Genomic DNA, 18,705 nt, shown 5'->3' on the forward strand with positions numbered 1-18,705 from the left:
TTTCAGTGATGATGGAATATATTCGCAACTTTTAAGTGTTGGAGGCGTCTAATAGGTGTCTGGTAATGCCCAAGTGTCAGTCAGAGCTGAAATACCGCAACGTGTGGCAAAAAAATATGAGAATGGTAGGGGTGAAGGATGAAGAAGTTCGGTTTTTTGGTACTGTTATTTGTCTTTGGGCTCGTTTTCCCGGGCTATAGTCATGCAGCAACAGATACGAAAATTATCCTAGATGGGAAAGAGATTGTGCAGCCTTCGGATGCCAAAGCGGAAAACATCAACAGCAGTGTGATGGTTCCAATTCGGGTTATTTCTGAAAGCCTGGGATATGGTGTGGACTGGCAACAGAAGACAAGCACCGTGACTATAAGCAAAGACAACACTGCCATGCAGATGATTGTTGGACAGAAGACGGCAACGGTGAACGGCAGTAACGTGAACCTGGATGTCCCGCCACTCGTAAAAAATGGTACGACACTTGTTCCGCTCCGATTTGTTGGTGAACAAATGGGTCTAAAGGTGGGTTGGAACAATACCACGAAGACGGTAACATTAGTTACCCAGAATTCCGGTTCCGGAAACGGAACGACTACTCCCCCGAACTCCGGCAATAACGGCGGAGATACGCAGGAAGGTCTTGTACTGGTGAACGGCATCAGCTTCAGCGATAACCGCTTCTTAATTGCAACTAGCGGAGATACGAAGCCGAACGTCTTCACGATGACAGGACCGGATCGAATTGTTATCGATTTGCCTAATACGGCATTTGCTGATTCTTTCAGCCAAGGACAAGCTCTAGACAGCAATCAGAATGGACAACTTGTTGTGAACGGATATCCCGATGTATCCAAGATTCGTTATTCGTTATACAGCAATACGCCATCAACCGTAAGATTTGTTATTGATTTGACAAATAGCAAAGGTTATGACGTACAGAACGATTCTGGTTTAGTTATCGTTGATCTGAACAAAGAAGGCCCAACAACACAGCCCCCTGTTGGAAACAATGGTAAAAAGGTTGTTGTTATTGACGCAGGACACGGGGATCAAGATCCAGGTGCGATCGGCGTAACGGGCAAAAGAGAAAAAGACTTTAATTTGGCAATGGCACTGAAAGTGGAAGCCTTGTTGAAAAAAGAATCGAACATTGACGTTGTGCTGACGCGCAGCGATGATACATTTTTGGCCTTGAAAGAACGTGTAAGAATCGCTGAAAGTCTGAAAGCAGATATTTTTATTTCAATTCATGCTAACAGTGGACCTGCAGCGGCAAATGGTGTAGAGACATTTTATTCTCGTGCTACCAGTCAAGCGCTAGCCAAAATAATGCACAAGCATTTATTGGAATCATCAGGATTGAAGGATCGCGGTGTTAAAACGGCTAGTCTCCATGTAACTCGTGAAACAACAATGCCCGCTGTTCTGCTGGAAGGTGGATTCCTGAGCAACAAGAGTGACGAAGCGGCACTGTTTACGGAGAGTTTCCAAAATAGTGTAGCCAAAGGTATTGTTGCAGGGATCAAGGAGTATCTGGGAATTAAATAAGGGTGAATTCCTTATGTACAGGAGGCGGAGTTAGAATGAACAAAAAATTATGGATTGCAGCACTACTAGTAACGGTTATGGCGGTCGCTGCTGGATGTGGAAATAAGCCGACAGCCGCTCCACCTCAGACGCAAGGTGCAGGCTCCGAAGATACTGTGACAGAAGTGCAAGGTGAAACGGAAATTACTGAACCTACCACTGTAGAGCCAGATGAAACGACTTCAACAACAACACCAGACACAACTACGTCTGAATCAGAAGGAACGAATTCATCAGGGGGTACAAGCCCGAGCTCGGAGAACACAGGTAAGACGGATGCTTCGCAAGCGACAGAGAAGAAGACTATCAACGTATTCTTCACAGACCCAGAGGAGCTAGAACTGCATGAATCTACAGCTACTGTGACCTATGCAGCGGAAGAAGACAAATATAAGTCTGCTTTCGAAGCTTTACAACAAAGCTCAGATGACAAACTCGTTCCACTGTGGTCTAAGGAGATCGAACTGAAGTCTGTTCAGTTCAAGGATGGTGCTCTCACACTCGATATCCATATGCCAGATACGGCTAGGCTCGGTGCTGGTGGAGAAGCATATGCCATTGAAGCGTTGCAAAAAACGTTCTTCCAGTTTGATGAAGTGAAGACACTTGATCTATTGGTGGATGGACAACAGTCCGAGAGTTTGATGGGCCATGTGGATTTGGAACATCCAATGACGAGATCTTAATAGAGAGCTTCATATGTTGTTTTACCGTGTATTCTGCGGAATATCAGCCGTTTTACATGAGAGAGGGGAATCATAGGTGACTTTTAAATATAATAATCCATCACACTCTAAAAAAGTAGTTTCAGCCGTGCTTGCAGGTATGATGGCTCTTAGTGCTGGCGGGGCTGCCTTGGCAGCTGAAGCAACAGATGCTGGACAGAGCCAGACTACAACAGTAAGTAATACGGCTGCACCAACCGGTTTGTTCAGTGATATCAAAGCAGGATATTGGGCTGAGAAACACGTATACAAGCTGGCTTACCAAGGAATTCTCCTCGGTGAAAAAGGCTTATTCCGTCCAGGAGACGCGGTAACGCAGCAAGAAGCGGTAACTATGGCCATTCGATTTATGAATAAACAAGACCAGTTGAATGACAGCACGGCTGCGGCATTACCGACAACTATGGAAGTAGGCAACTACTTCAAGCCTTACGTCGCATTGGCGTTGGAACTGGGACTGATTGATAAAACGGAAGAAGCAGCAGTGGATGTGTCCAAAACATCTTGGGGACAGAAGCCTGCTACTCGTGAGTGGATCACGAAGCTACTTATTCGTTCGTTGAACAAGGATGCAGAAGCAAAAGCGCAAAACAATCAATCAACGAGCTTCGCCGATAATGCAAGCATCTCCGATGGCAGCAAAGGTTATGTTAACCTGGCCGTTAGTCTAGATCTGGCCAAAGGTGTTGACGGAAACAAGTTCAATCCAACGGGCTCTGTTACACGCGCACAGCTTGCTACGTTCTTTAGTAGGGGTGAATCGTTGACAGATACGGCTTATCCTAACACGTACACAGGATACGTTACTGGACTTGAAGATGGCCGAATTACGATGGTCGTTGACGGTAAACTGACGACTTTTGCTGTGAACAGCAATACGCCTTATTTCACGAAGGACAGTGAAACTCGTTCACCACAAGCCAATGTTCAATTGTATACCAAAGTGCAGGTGGTTGGTTCAGCGGGTAATGCTTCCTATGTGGAAGTGATCGATGCAACACCTCAGGTAGAGACAGTAGAAGGAACGTTTGCGCGTTCGCTGTCAGGTAATAAAATTGGTGTCTTCGTTGGTGAAAACTACGAGACATTCGGATACGATGAATCCACAGCATTCATTGATCAGAACGGATCAGCAATTAAATTATCGGATATTACAGCAGACAGTATCATTGAAGTGCAACGTGAGACCTTCTCCACTGACAAGAAGACAGTAGTCATTCGTGTGAAGTCGGGCATTGTCAACAAGAGTGATACGGGTGTAGTCGCTGAGGTCGTAACATCTGGCAAAACGATTAAACTGGTTACTACAGCAGGAACAACAGAGCAATATACGTATAGTGACAGCCTTATGATTCGTTATCAGGATCGGATTTTGACACTGGCTGAGCTTAAGCCGGGAAGCGCTGTGAAATATACGGTGAGGGATAGCATCTTGCAAACGATCGAATTGTCACAGGGTGTGGAGCAATCGGTTCGAGGCACACTGGTGGAGATTGGTGGGAATCAGTCTACATTGACATTCAAGCGTGAAGGTGGCTCCCTTGAAGCTAAGCTGCTGGTTGAGAAACCGGAAGTTATTATTAACGGAATACAGGATGCTTCATTAAATGATCTCATCACAGATGCAACAAATGGAGATCAGGTAGAGTTAACATTGAACGCTGAAGATCGTGTTACACGGATCCAGGTCATTGGCCGCCAAATGGAACCGATGAATGGTGCATCTGTAGTATCCTATAACGCTAAAACAAAAGTACTTACTGTGCTGGATAGCAACAAAAAACCGTTTGTATTTACATTGGATGAAAAAACAAAGTTGGATTATAATTCAACGAAGCCAACTATGGCAGGTCTGGAGTCTCTGCTAAACGAAGGACGCAAGCTGGATCTAACATATGTAGGTACTCGTGCGCTTTCCGTTAAGGTTATTTTCAAGTATGAGGGTACCATTAGCAATATTGATACTTCCAACCGGAAAATTAGTTTGTTGTCTGGCAATCAGACAATAACCGTTCCTTATACAATCGCTCCTACAGTGGAAATATATAATAAGTCTGGTGCAAGTCTCTCAGATTTGAAAATTGGCGACAACGTTACGGTCACGTTGGGCGCGAATCAGGATTATATCCAAAAGGTCGCTCTGAACACCGTTGCTCAATTCGAAATTACGGGTATTGAAACCAATGGTCGTGTTCGTGTAAAATCGGATTTGCTGACAAGCCAATTTTACTTCGATCAAGCGACGCTGACAGGAGAAAGCGGTCAGACGTTAACTACTTCACAATTGACAGTAGGAAACTTGATCAACGTTACGTTTGAAGGAATTACACCTAAAGCTGTTCAGGTTGTTAAACGTACACTCGCAGAGGTCACTTCAGTTGATGCAACTTCAGTTACATTGAAACTATTCAACGGTCAATCCGAGACAGTTCCGGTTAGCGGTTCCGTCAAAGTAATTAAGTCCGGTTCTACTTTAACGTCACTGGGAAGTCTTACTGTGGGTGATCGGGTTGAAATGACGAAGGATACGGATCACTCCACTCGTTTCAGAGTGATGACAATCCTGAGCAAACAGTTCTGGTCTTACGATGGCGTAGGGAACCAAATTCTGGTGAAACGTGAGACAACTACGGATACAAACTATCGTTTTGCACTTGGTACAGGAGTATATGTTCACCAGGGCGACAACACTTTAAGCGTGCAATCTCTCAGAGATAATGATAATATTGTATTGTATCTCCTGAACAACATCGTGATGGAGATCCAAAAACAGTAATCGTTTCTTTTCGAGGATCAAAGAATGACCGTCTTGATGCGGGATCTTTCCCGCATCAGGACGTTTTTTTTGCAAGCTTTTGTCTCCTCGTAAAGTACTCGAAATAAGTTTGGAAGTAAGGCTCCACCATGTGTGGTGATTCTGTGGGAGGTAGCTCTTCATGAATGCAGCGACAGTTAGGCACATACTCGATACGATGGAATCGATGTTTCCTGATGCACATTGCGAATTAAATCACAGCAATGCGTTTGAATTGACGGTAGCTGTCCTATTGTCGGCCCAATGCACCGACGAAACAGTAAACAAGGTAACCGCAGACTTGTTTCAAAAGTATACGAGCCCTGCTGATTATCTGGCGGTTCCTCTAGAGGAATTGGAACAGGATATTCGGCGAATCGGTCTGTATCGAAACAAGGCCAAGCATATCCAGAACATGTGCCGTATTTTAATAGAGCAGTATGGCGGTGATGTACCGCAGGAACATGATCAGCTTGTGACGCTACCAGGGGTCGGACGGAAAACCGCGAACGTTGTTGTTTCTAATGCGTTTGGCGTTCCTGCCATTGCGGTGGATACGCATGTAGAACGTGTGTCCAAGCGGCTAGGACTAGCTGGTTGGGATGACTCTGTTCTTGAAGTCGAGAAAAAATTGATGAAGCGCGTACCCCGAGATGAATGGACGTTGACCCATCACCGGATCATTTTTTTTGGACGTTACCATTGTAAGGCCCAGAACCCAGCGTGCCAGATCTGCCCTCTGCTGGATATATGCAGAGAAGGGAAAAAGCGTATGAAAACGTCCCAAATCAGGAAAGATAAGGAACGTAGCAGTACCCCAAAACGAAAAATAAATTAATGACTAGAAGAGGATGAGTAACGATGAAATGCATTTCCGTGTACACTGACAATTTTGAAGCCTTCTCCGATATTTTTGAACAAGTTGTGGAGCAGGAAATGGCTGAAAATGAAGAAAAAGAAGTCGAAGGTATCACTGTAAGTCATTCTGGCGACGTGCCTGAGCATTATTTGGAGCGCATGTCCACAAAACCAGAAGTTGTAGTTATGAGAGACAAAGGAAGAAATATTACAATTCTTCAGCACGGACAAGTATTTGAAATCTTGTTGCCTACAATGGAGAACGCGGTTTCTTAATATTACACCTATACCCATGGATATGTTGCATCTATGTTGACATGCTCATTACGGAGCAATACCGCATATTAAGGGTGCAGCATGTTCGTGAAGTACCATCGATAAAACCGATATATTCGGTTTTATTTTTTTATATCCGAATTTTCCCATTGAAAAAGGGAATGCAAGAAAAACTGGGGATAACAGCGCTCGGAATATTATTCTGTCATTGAAGTGGCAAGTGTGTAATCAGAAGTCGAGCGTTGACAGAATCTGTAGTGCAAAAGATGCTTTGTCTATGCGTTATTACATAGAAATCGTTCAAATTCGCACGAGGTAATGTTAAAATGGGACTATTATAAATGCGAGTTCAAAAGGAATCCAACTTTAATGCTGAAAATGCTGAGTAAGTATGAGATTTTTTAGTTTTATAATCCAAGCGGACTTTTTGAACAACTTCTATAAGAGAAAGGCATTATCATGAATGATGCCAAATTAAGGAGCCAGGGGGAAAGGCCAGTCATGACGAAAACAGATTATCCAGTAGAGATGGCTAAACCTCTGCTTCCACTGCGAGAGGCAATGGAGCAGACGAGAGACCATACGGCAGTACAGGCTATAACAGATCTGATCCGCAAAGCGGAAATGAAACAGTTAACCATTGCATTCTGCGGTCACTTCTCAGCCGGTAAGTCTAGTCTGATTAATAGTTTGTGTGGTAAACGGGTACTGCCTTCAAGTCCTGTGCCTACAAGTGCTAACGTCGTATCGATCCGTAATGGGGCTCCACGAGCGATTATTCATATGACGAATGACGAAAGCGCTGACAATGCATCAGGTGCTAACAGTTCGCTGGAGGTTTCCCCTGAGCAGTTAGAAGCATATTGCAAGAATGGTGGCGCATACCGTTCGATTGAAGTGTGGGATGATATTCCCTTGCTGAAAAATGGTGCAGTACTGTTAGATACACCCGGTGTGGATTCAACAGATCGAGGTCATGGATTGGCAACACATTCAGCACTTCATTTAGCTGACGTTGTGTTCTATGTGATGGATTATAATCATGTGCAGTCAGAGAGTAACCTGTCGTTTGCTAAAAGTTTGTCGGATTGGGGCAAACCGCTGTTCCTGATCGTGAATCAGATTGATAAGCATCGAGAAAAAGAGCTTTCGTTTGATACGTATATTGAGGGTGTTGAAACGATCTTTAATGCTTGGGAAGTTCGATATGATGGGTTATTGTTCACATCTCTTCGAGATAAGGATCACCGCTACAACCAGTGGAAGCAGATTCCTGAGCTTATTGAACATATGTTGGAACATAAAGAGGGACTGATCCAGCATAGTTTGTTGAGTTCCGCGAGTCATGTGACAGAACAACATTTAGAGCGGCGAGCGGAAGAACGAGAAGAGGAAGAAGCGAGTCTGCTTGAGGAAATCGGTGGGCAGGAAGGTTTGCAGCGATTGGAGCATGAGCTAGCGGCAATTCAGCAGCAAGAAGCTGAGCTTCGTTCCAAGCCGTCACGGGAACGAGAGAAGTTTCGGGCAGAGCTTGAACCGCTTCTGGCTAATGCCAATCTCACGCCAGCGGATATCCGTACGTCGGCAGGTGCATTTCTGGAAAGCCGCAAACCTGGATTCCGTGTAGGGCTCCTATTTTCGGGTGGCAAAACAGAGCAGGAGAAACAACGGCGAGCGACGGAGCTTGCTGGCTTGCTGAAAGATCAAGTTCAGGGACAAGTGGAGGTTCATATCCGCACGATGCTTAGAAAGCTGGGTGAATCTCATCAGCTCTGGGGAGCTGATTGGGAACAGGCGCTGAATGCGGAGCTTCCTGTTATAGATGAAACTTTGCTAGAGATGAAACGAAGTGCCAGTGCAGAGCTGTCTCCTGAGTATATACTTCAATATAGCAAAGAGTTGCGAGGCGAAATTGAGGCTCGCTACCGCAAGTCGGCCATGATGCTGGTCGACCGCATGCTTGAGGCGCTGAGCGCGCAAGGCGAAGCCGCGCTTCAATCGCTGGACGCCAGCCGCACAGCGTTGCTGGCGCAATCCGCTGCGGCGACGCGCTACACTGCGCTCCAGCGCGCCGCCGCAGCGGAGGCAGCAGGGCTGCGCAGCCTGCTGCCTCCTGCGGGCTCCCTCCCCTCCGGGCTATTGCCGGAGGTGCGGAGCCCGCAAGTGCCCGCGCATGAGCCGCCGAGCGAAGCTCCCGGCTCGCACACGGGCACCACGCCTGTGGCTGCGCAGCCACAGGCAACGCCGCCGCGCACAGCAGCAGCGGCGCAAGGGCACCCGGCGGCTGGCGCTGAGCGTCGCCGGCGCCTGGACGCAGCGGCGGCACGGCTGGAAGCCGCCGCTGCGGTGGTGGAGCCGTACCCCGCCATGGGGTCGGCGGTACGGGATCTGCGTGCACGCGCGGCTTCGCTTGCCGGCGGCACGTTTACACTCGCGCTGTTCGGTGCGTTCAGCGCGGGTAAGTCCTCCTTCGCCAACGCTTTGCTCGGCGAAGCTATCTTACCGGTCTCGCCGCACCCAACAACAGCGGCGATTAACCGCATTATGGCTCCGTCCGGTGGAGCGGAGCATGGCACTGCCCGAGTCCGGATGAAGACTCGGAATGCCTTCCAAGAGGATCTGGCATATTCGTTCCGCTTGCTTGGCTTAGGTGAACCGGGAGCAGATTGGCAGAAGCGCGTCCAATCTCTGTCGCCTCAAGATGTACATCCAGCGGGAAGACCGCATTATAGCTTTTTACAAGCGGCTGCGGCTGGTTGGGAGGATACAGCGGATCAATTGGGTCAAGATGTGTTAGTTGATTTGGCTGGTTATCGTAACTTTGTGGCGAATGAACGGAAGTCCTGTTTTGTTGATAGCATCGACCTCTACTATAGTTGTGCAGTTACGGAGCAAGGCATTGTCCTGGTGGATACGCCAGGAGCTGACTCGGTGAATGCCCGTCATACCGGAGTAACGTTTAATTATATGAAGAATGCGGATGCGCTTATATTTGTAACGTATTATAACCATGCCTTTTCACAAGGAGATCGACAATTCCTGAATCAATTAGGGCGGGTGAAGGACAGTTCCGCTATGGATCAGATGTTCTTCGTTGTGAATGCGAGTGATCTTTCTTCGTCAGAAGAGGAATTGGAACAGGTTCTGGATCATGTGAGCACCCAGCTTCGAACAAACGGAATTCGTTCACCTCGATTATTCCCGGTGTCTAGCTTGCTTGCGATGGATGGCAAGAGTACGGGCAATGAAGAGCTGCTTCAGCAATCAGGTTTCACGCGGTTTGAAGAAGAATTTAATCGCTTTGCTGGTAGAGAGCTTGCCGATCTTGCTGTTCACGGAGCAGCAGAAGAGTTGAACCGTGTGGTGCAGCGCTTGAAGCAGAGAGCAGAGGATGCGGTACAAGGTGAAGAGGTATTAGATCAGCGTCGTCTGGAGCTGAATGCCATCATGGATCAATCCGTTGGTCGTATACGCACCCTCTCTGAACGTTCTATGAAAGAGGAGCTGACACAAGAGACAGGTGAATTGCTCTTCCATGTCAGACAGCGACTCGGATATCGACTTGGTACATTTATGGCTGAGGCATTCCATCCCTCTGTACTACGAGAAGATCGTGGTCAGTTGAAAAGTGCCTTTGCCGCATGTGGACGTGAGCTGTTGCGCATGATCGCGGTTGAGCTTGAACAGGAACTGCTCGCAACGACACTGCGATTAGAACAGACAGGTCAGACATGGTTGCAGAAGCAGATCACGGATTGTATTGAGGAACTGAAACGTTTATCTGGCGGAATGGATCTATCTTTATCCTTTAATGAGGAATGGACAACACCGGTTCTTGAGGAGATTCGATTAGAGGAGCCATCCGGCTGGAAAATCTATCAGAGTTATTTACGCAATCCGAAGCAGTTCTTCGAAGGAGGCGGACGTCAGCGACTGCAAGAAGTGCTGGAGCCTGTCATCAAACAAATGGTTGCTGATGTGTTACCTCCTGCGCAACAAAAGCTTGTTGAATTCTATGATGTGCGGCTTCAGCAGTCGTTACAGCATCAATCCAGACAGTTGGAGGAGAGACTACAAGAAGCAGTAAACGCGTTGAACGAAACGTTGACTAGCGGCATACTCGCAGACGAATGGAATGCTCTTTCCCTACAAATACAGCAATTCGTACACGAATAAGTCTACACGAAGTGTGTACCTATAAATTCATGTTCAAAAAGGCTCCCGACCAAGAGGTCAACAAGGGAGCCTTTTTTTTGTACGAACAACCTGAAATGAAGAGAATATTCAAACATTTGATTGATAGGTGGTTGTTTACCCCTGTTAATGCCGCATTAAGGAGAAAGTAGCCTGAATATGGTCTGTTATTCGCTTTGCCGCGAAGGGGGGACGGTGATAAACTTCATAAATGTTCATACTATTTTGAACTAGACAAGAGGAGGAGAAACATGGATGTTCTCAGGCAACTGCAAACCTTTTTTTGGGAAAAGCGATCGTATTTATTTGTATCAATCTTGTTCCTCGCCATAGCGACTGCACTCGGGCTTGTATATCCGAACCTGCTAAGGATTTTGATTGATAACGTAATTATACCGCGAAATTTTGAAGACGTTCCCATACTTGCTTTGACGGTGTTAGGTGTTGTTATTTTAAAAGCGGGCATGCAATTTTTACACGGTTTCTTTGGAGGCCGACTGGGTAACTTTTTGGCATACCGGCTTCGTAATGCTTGTTATGAAAAGCTTCAATTTTTATCCTTCCGTTATTATGACACGGCCAAAACGGGAGATCTGATGTCCCGCCTCACGGGAGATTTGGAAGCGATCCGGAACTTTATCGGGTTTGGCTTCGCCCAGATTCTCAACATGGTATTAATGGTCGTATTCGGCGCAATTATGATGATGACGATGAGTTGGCAGCTTACCCTGTATACACTCATTTGCATTCCTCTACTTGCCTTCGTTGCGCTAAGATTCGAATCCCGAATTCACCCTGCGTTCCAGGAAATGCGACTCGCGCTGAGTTCACTCACGACAGCCGTACAGGAGAATATTACAGGCGTGCGTACGGTTAAATCTTTTGCTCGTGAGCCTTATGAAGTGGAGAAGTTCTCTACACGCAACGAACGTTACAAAACGAATCAGATTCATGCAGCAACCTTATGGAGTCATTATTTTCCGATCATGGAGATCCTTGCTTCTGTAAGTGTGGTCTTGCTCTTGGTCATCGGTGGCAGAATGGTTATTCAGCAAACGCTAACACTTGGTGAACTCGTTGCCTTTTTCAGTTTGATCTGGTACATAATTGGACCAATGTGGAACCTCGGTTTCCATATCAACAACTATACTCAATCAAAAGCTTCGGGTGAACGCGTACTAGAACTATTGAATACGCCAGTAGATGTACAAGAAACAGAAGATCCACTTATTATGGAGGCAGATCATGTTAAAGGACATGTAACCTTCGAGTCAGTAACCTTTGCGTATGGCAACAAGATGGCAGCTGTGACAGATATCAATTTTGATGCACCTCCTGGAACAGTCATCGGTTTCCTTGGCGGAACAGGGTCAGGAAAATCGACGATTATTCAGCTCCTGATGCGTGCGTACAACGTGAACTCGGGCACGATTAAGCTGGATGGAAAAAATATTAAAGACATCGGTATTCGTAGTTTACGTAGTCAGATCGCTTCAGTTTTTCAGGAGACGTTCCTGTTCTCCTCAAGCATTCGTAACAATATTTCCTACGGTTTGAAAAATGTAACGATGGATGAAATTATCCGGGCAGCGAAGCTGGCCAAAGCACATGATTTCATTATGGAGTTCCCGGAAGGGTATGACACGGTTGTCGGTGAGCGCGGAATGGGTCTTTCAGGTGGTCAGAAACAGCGGATTGCGATCGCAAGAGCTTTGTTGAAAAACCCGAAAATTCTAGTGCTTGATGATGCAACCAGTGCGGTAGATATGGAAACCGAGCATGAGATTCAATCCGGCTTCCAAGAGGTCATGCGTGGTAGAACGACATTTATTATTGCCCACCGGATATCTTCTCTACGACATGCAGATGAGATTCTGGTGCTCGATGAAGGGCGTGTCGTGCAGCGCGGGAAACACAAAGACCTTATTGAAGTACCTGGACCATATCAGGATGTTTATAAAATTCAATATGCAGATTACATTGCCCGCGGTAAGCGGGAGGCTGGGGAGCAGGTGAACTCATGAGTGCCGATACGGTAGCAGATAGGCGCGAGGTCAAGGGGACTTCGAATCAGAAATTAAATGAACGATTCGTATATCAAGATGACGAAGTTATTGAAAAACCGTTTAACTGGAAAGAGTTTGGTCGATTGTTTGCATATATGAAACCTTATGCAAGGCAACTCTTACCACTTGTTATATTAATGATGATTCTGGGAACAATCACAAAATTGTCTGTACCGTTCCTGATCAGTTTGGCGATTGACCGTGCGATTGCACCACAAACAGGATTACCTAGTATGACCATGCTTTATTTAATCGCTGGTTCCGTACTTGCGCTGTATTTAATTCAGTGGGGTGCGAATACGTATCGAATCAAATTGACCAATATTATTGGTCAACGAGTGATTTACGATCTTCGGTCAGATCTGTTCAAGCATATCCAGAAATTGTCCTTTAACTTTTTTGACAAAAGACCAGCAGGCTCAGTGCTTGTACGTGTCACGAATGACATTAACTCCTTGCAGGACTTGTTTACGAATGGTGCAGTTAACGTCATGATCGACTGTGTACAGTTGCTTGGTATCATCGTCATTTTGATGCTAATTAACTGGAAGCTGGGGCTTGCTGTCATTATCACGGTTCCAATTATGTTTATTATCTCGACCAAACTGCGTGTGTTGATCCGTCGTGCATGGCAGGACGTACGTATGAAGAACTCCCGTATTAACTCCCACTTGAATGAATCCATTCAAGGGATTCGAGTGACTCAAGCGTATACGCAGGAAAAAGAGAACATGAAATACTTTGACAATATGAACATGTCCAGCAAGAAGTCTTGGGATAGAGCATCAGCGATGAACCAGGGCTTCGGACCACTCATTGAGATTACGGGTGGCTTTGGTACATTAATTCTGTTCTGGTTTGGTGCTTACCTAATTCAACAGGATCAACTGACGGTCGGCTTACTGGTTGCCTTTGCCAACTACGTTGGTAACTTCTGGGATCCAATCAACCGTCTAGGTCAAATGTACAATCAATTGCTGGTTGCGATGGCTTCTTCGGAGCGGATCTTCGAATTCATGGATGAGAAGCCAAGCATTGCAGATAAACCGGGTGCGAAGCCACTTCCTGCAATTAAAGGGGACATCGTATTTGACAATGTAGTGTTCGAATATGAGAAAGGCAGACAGGCGCTTAAGGGAATCAGCTTTAAAGCAGCCGCAGGTCAATCGATTGCACTAGTGGGTCACACAGGCTCCGGTAAAAGTACAATCATTAACTTAATCAGCCGTTTCTATGACATATCTGACGGGCGTTTAACGATTGATGGTCGGGACGTTCGGGATGTAACCGTAGAGAGCTTACGAAGTCAGATCAGTATCGTACTGCAGGATACGTTTATTTTCTCTGGTACGATCCGTGATAATATTCGATTCGGGCGGCTGGATGCAACAAATGAAGAAGTGGAGGACGCTGCAAAAGCAGTAAACGCTCATGAATTCATTATGAAGCTTCCAGGTGGGTATGATACCGAAGTTGAAGAGCGCGGCAATGTCTTATCTATGGGTCAACGCCAACTGTTATCCTTCGCTCGTGCATTGCTAGCTAATCCGCGTATCTTAATTCTGGATGAAGCGACAGCAAGTATTGATACGGAAACTGAACTGAAAATCCAAGAGGCATTGAAGGTTCTGTTGCAGGGTAGAACATCCTTTATGGTCGCTCACCGTCTCTCGACGATTCGGAATGCGGATAATATTATTGTACTGGATCATGGTGAAATTAAAGAAGAAGGAAACCATGATCAGTTGATTAAACAGCAAGGTGTGTATAATGGGCTTATTGAGGCTCAGTACAAATTTTTGTAGAGCAAACTTGAACACTTCCTAAGCGTATAAGATTTTAAACTAGAACACTCTGGTATTCTTTTAACTTGATCTTCTCGGATAAGAGCAACCTATTCGTTGGAGGCAAGTATAAAGGTTACCGGGGTGTTTTTTTATCTAGTACTCCCCTTACTGTCAATTCAATAAAATCAATCAACAAACGATGGTCATCTTATGAAACGTTTATCTTAGATCAAGCTAGAATTCATATGTTATATTGAAACAACTTAGAGAAAATCGATACTTAGGGCTGGAGGGAGATTTTTGCACGATACCTTTGCGACTATACCATCAGCTCGGTTTGAGCCGTTGGATCATATGCATTTTAAGCTCACTTATATAGATCATACAAATGAGAATATGAGCGAATGGTTCTTGAAAAAGCATTTTATTGAAACTTATCTGCTTATATTTGTGGTTAGTGGACAGGGCTGGTTAAGGATCGACGGTAATTTTGTGGAGTTGCGTTCAGGTGGACTGTATATCGGCTTTCCTGGGCAATTAGTAGAGGCGAATGTACATTCCTTAGACGAATACGGTGTGTATCATATGAGCTTTGATGTAATATTTACACGAGAGCAAGACAGATTGGTTGCTTTGGATCGAATGAAGCAGCTTCTCCGTTATGAGCTAAACGGTGAGCTCACATCCCTTTCACCCGTTGTTGTTGGTGAACTCTGTCAGATGATCTATCAGTTCATCATGGACAAAGACGGCTTGCAACGGTATTACGGTCAGATTCGATTTCAGGAGCTAATGTATACCATATTTTCCGATGGTGTTCTTGCAGATGAGAATGAACAGGCTTTACCTGTTGAACAGGTGAAGATCTACTTGGAGCAGAATTATACGAATAAAATAAGCATTCCGGAGCTGGCAGCTGTTGCGCGAATGAGTTCAAGGCACTTCATGCGTGTATTTAAAAAGAGATATGGTTGTAGTGTAGTGGACTATTTGACCTCTTACCGAATCAAGCAGGCCCAGATTTTGATGAGGAACGATCACAATTATCGACTTAAGGATGTTGCTTCATATGTAGGTTATCAGGATGAATCATATTTCCGCCGTAAATTCAAACAAATCTCGGGTATTCCACCAGCCGCATTCATACGCAATAGCAAACAAAAAATTGCTGCCGTTCATCCGTTCAGTATTGGCATCCTGCTTGCATTGCAGATCATCCCATGTGCCGCTCCAGCACGTCATCCGTGGACGAATTATTACCGTCGAAAATATCAGACGGACAAGGTGATCCCACTCGCAGAAGTGGAGGACACTTGGCTGGAACAGCTTGAATCCATTCAACCAGATTATATTGTTGCTGTATCAACAGATCAGTCTGAGTCTTTGCAAAGTCAGCTTCAGACCATTGCTCCCGTCTGCACGATTCCTTGGGAAAACAATGACTGGAAAGAGCATTTGAGAGTTGTTGCTCGATTTTTGGATAGATCGGATATCGCGGATGTGTGGCTTAAGCGGTACGAAGAGCAGGCAGCCCAAGTGAAGAGGGAGCTTGCAGTGACGATTCGTGAAGACGAATTGCTCGTCTTGAAAGTGTACGGTGAGCATCTGCAGGTACTTGGACCTGGAAGTATTGCTTCTGTCTTTTATCAAGATATGGAAATGAATGCTCCTTCAGGAACAGAGGCTCTCTGGAACAAGGATTCCGTCACCCTACGGGAAGTATCCATGCTCCATTTTGCAAGATTATTGTTGATCATAGGTGAAGATGAGACTTCTAAACAGACTTGGACACGCCTTCGAGCTTCAGACGAATGGAATAACATTGATGCTGTACGAAACGGTAAGGTGGACATATTAATGTCTAGCGTTCTGCTCGATTATACTGCGTTTACCCATGAACTTATGCTGCACGAACTATTAAAGCTATGGCACGATCGTCCATAGTAAAAAGTCTGAATCGTCAATATCATGCTAGACTAAATTTAATTATACTACTCCTATATCACGATGATAATGATAATTATTATTAATTAGACATTGTCATTACTTATTGACATATAGGGGGTACATACAGAAATGAGATTTAAATGGCTAACTTTAGTAAGCACAATTTTGATTCTGCTCGTTATTACCGCGTGTGGTGCGAAGGGGCAGGAAGTAAGCACGGGCTCCGGACAGGATCATGTGGAGAGTGGAGCAACGTCACAAGAAAGTAACGTAAAAACAGTGAATAGTGAGATGGGCGAAATTGAAATTCCAGAATCACCACAAAGGGTGGTTGGTCTATCCGTAGTATATCCAGAATTTTTGTATGCCCTTGGTATTGTGCCTGTTGCTGTACAAAATTATCATGACGAATTTCCTTCATATCTGTCAGAGCCTTTCTCGAATACGATGAAAATGGGCATTGGCAAAACACCAAATTTTGAAGCTATTATGGAAGCGAATCCTGATTTAATTATTGCTCCAGCCTGGTGGTCTGAAAAAGACTATGACCAGTTGACGCTAATAGCCCCAACTGTATTGTTGCAAGGTCGTGATGACTGGCGTGATGAGCTTCGTGATATCGCCAAAATTGTAGACAAGGAAGAGCAGGCCGAGAAGGTCATACAAGATTTAGTGCAGAAGGAGAAGACAGCTGCTGACACATTGAACAAACTGATTGGTGATGAAACGGTGCTGTATATTCGGGTCATGGAAAAAGAAATTGTAATGCATGGTGAAAACATCGACCGAGGCAACTTTGTACACAAACGACTCGGAATGAAGCCGGTTCCTAATTTCCCGCAGTCCGAAAAGGCCATGTCCGTATCCCTGGAGGTGCTGCCTGAGTACGATGCAGATCATCTAATCGTTCAGCTTGATGACGAGAATAATCCGGAAATTAAAAAGAAATTTGAACAGATGTTATCGACATCATTGTGGAAAAATCTAAAAGCCGTCAAGGGAGATCATGTGTACATGGTAGGTGGCAAGGAATGGTTCAATCTAGGTATGGCTCCACTTGCAGATAGCTATGTGATTGATGATATCGTTGCTGCTTTTGAGGAGAAAAATGAATTGTAGAAAATGGACTCCGCTATCGAGTCTCGCATTTCATAACTAATGAATACAGGATGTGTTCACAATGCGTGAAGAAGATATTTATGATGTAACCATCATTGGAGGCGGCCCTGCCGGAATGTATGCGGCCTTTTATGCGGGCATGCGTGAGATGAAGGTCAAAATTATTGAAGGTAAAGATCAACTTGGCGGATTTCTGCACACCTATGCCGAGAAGACGATTTGGGATGTAGGTGGGTTACCACCTATGAAATGTTCGAAGTTGATAGAGTGGCTTGTACAGCAGGCCAACACATTTAACCCAACGGTTATATTCAATCGTCAGATGGAACGCTTCTCTCGTCTGGATAACGGAATATTGGCGATGTATACCACTGAGGGGGAGATCCACTATACCCGAACGATGATCATCGCAGTAGGTCGTGGCGTCGCTGAAATTCAGAGGCTAGAGCTCCAGGAATCAAATGATAATGAGCATGTAAATCTTCACTATACGGTGCAAAACCCGGAATACTTTGCAGGTAAACGTGTGCTTGTTTCAGGTGGAGGCAACAGTGCTGTAGACTGGGCCATTGAACTTGCTAAAGTTGCTCAACGTGTTAACGTGGTTCATCGTCAATCTGAATTTCGTGCAATGGAACGGAATGTCAGCGAGATGTACGAGATAGCGGATGTAAGAACTCCGTATCAGATTACACAGCTACAAACCAATGGTGAACGCATTAACCAGGTTGGCATTACGCATACGTTGAACCGAGAGCATATCTTATTGGATGTGGATGAAGTAGTGATTAGCCATGGATATACAAGTAATCTAAGTGATCTTGCCAGTTGTGGATTAAAAATGAGTGACGGAATGGTTTTGATGAGTCAACACGCTGAGACCAACCTACCGGGTGTATTTGCAGCTGGAGATTGTGCCACCAATGAGAGCAAAGTACGGCTCATAGCTGGGGCTTTTAATGATGCAATCGTTGCGGTGAATCGTGCGAAACTATACTTGAATCCAGAGGCAGCTAGGATGGCGTATGTTTCCTCCCATAATGAGCTCTTCCGTGATAAAAATCGGAGTATATCCCGTTCATAAGTGGGCAATGAAATGTTTTGTCGTAGACATGTAGGAGAAGATTTACGTTTTCTCATCGTTCGTCAATCGGTTTCTCCTCTATCATGAAAGGTGACTGAGATCTCCGAGATGTTGAGCCTCTTACATGACAAGCTTTAACATTATATTTATATCCTTATTTCTGGGAAGATTGGAAAGAGTGCCAAAACGCTAAGCAATAATTGTAAAATTTGATCGAAAAAACAGAAAAAATCTTGTAAAATTCACAAGAAAAATAGGGAGTACTCTTGCA

Annotated in this window: 11 protein-coding genes; all 11 read left to right on the plus strand. The window is 45.2% G+C overall.

Annotated features, from left to right (window positions below):
- The first annotated feature begins 138 nt into the window (after window positions 1-138).
- The 11 genes from M3636_RS04815 to M3636_RS04865 all read left to right on the plus strand — a co-directional run bounded on the left by M3636_RS04815 (window position 139) and on the right by M3636_RS04865 (window position 18,434).
- Entirely contained in the window at window positions 139-1,545 is a 1,407-nt protein-coding gene (locus tag M3636_RS04815; protein WP_128102499.1) for an N-acetylmuramoyl-L-alanine amidase family protein, read from the plus strand.
- A gap of 35 nt (window positions 1,546-1,580) precedes the next feature.
- A complete protein-coding gene (locus M3636_RS04820; RefSeq protein WP_251381418.1) occupies window positions 1,581-2,270 on the plus strand; it encodes a GerMN domain-containing protein in 690 nt (229 codons plus the stop codon).
- Window positions 2,271-2,346: 76 nt separating this feature from the next.
- Window positions 2,347-5,085, plus strand: coding sequence for an S-layer homology domain-containing protein (locus tag M3636_RS04825; RefSeq protein ID WP_251381419.1), 2,739 nt, complete (start codon window positions 2,347-2,349; stop codon window positions 5,083-5,085).
- 160 nt (window positions 5,086-5,245) lie between these two features.
- Complete coding sequence (nth, locus tag M3636_RS04830) at window positions 5,246-5,941, plus strand: endonuclease III (protein WP_128102497.1); 696 nt, start codon at window positions 5,246-5,248, stop codon at window positions 5,939-5,941.
- Window positions 5,942-5,964: 23 nt separating this feature from the next.
- The gene (locus M3636_RS04835) at window positions 5,965-6,237 is read left to right on the plus strand and encodes a hypothetical protein (protein WP_056696846.1); all 273 of its coding nucleotides are present in this window, start codon (window positions 5,965-5,967) and stop codon (window positions 6,235-6,237) included.
- Window positions 6,238-6,738: 501 nt separating this feature from the next.
- Window positions 6,739-10,413, plus strand: a complete 3,675-nt coding sequence (locus M3636_RS04840) for a dynamin family protein (protein ID WP_251381420.1) — start codon at window positions 6,739-6,741, stop codon at window positions 10,411-10,413.
- 269 nt (window positions 10,414-10,682) lie between these two features.
- On the plus strand, window positions 10,683-12,455 hold the full coding sequence (locus M3636_RS04845) for an ABC transporter ATP-binding protein (RefSeq protein ID WP_251381421.1): 1,773 nt from the start codon (window positions 10,683-10,685) through the stop codon (window positions 12,453-12,455).
- Window positions 12,452-14,302, plus strand: a complete 1,851-nt coding sequence (locus M3636_RS04850) for an ABC transporter ATP-binding protein (RefSeq protein WP_251381422.1) — start codon at window positions 12,452-12,454, stop codon at window positions 14,300-14,302. The genes M3636_RS04845 and M3636_RS04850 overlap by 4 nt, the downstream gene beginning before the upstream one ends.
- 393 nt (window positions 14,303-14,695) lie before the next feature.
- Window positions 14,696-16,228, plus strand: coding sequence for a helix-turn-helix domain-containing protein (locus M3636_RS04855; RefSeq protein WP_251381423.1), 1,533 nt, complete (start codon window positions 14,696-14,698; stop codon window positions 16,226-16,228).
- Between the two features lie 132 nt (window positions 16,229-16,360).
- Window positions 16,361-17,350, plus strand: a complete 990-nt coding sequence (locus tag M3636_RS04860) for an ABC transporter substrate-binding protein (protein ID WP_128102492.1) — start codon at window positions 16,361-16,363, stop codon at window positions 17,348-17,350.
- A gap of 61 nt (window positions 17,351-17,411) precedes the next feature.
- Window positions 17,412-18,434: an NAD(P)/FAD-dependent oxidoreductase gene (locus M3636_RS04865; protein WP_251381424.1), complete on the plus strand. Its 1,023-nt coding sequence runs from the start codon at window positions 17,412-17,414 to the stop codon at window positions 18,432-18,434.
- The last annotated feature ends 271 nt before the right edge of the window (window positions 18,435-18,705 follow it).

Origin of the sequence: Paenibacillus sp. MER 99-2, assembly GCF_023714095.1 — a bacterium.
In the GTDB taxonomy this organism is placed as follows: Bacteria; Bacillota; Bacilli; order Paenibacillales; family Paenibacillaceae; genus Paenibacillus.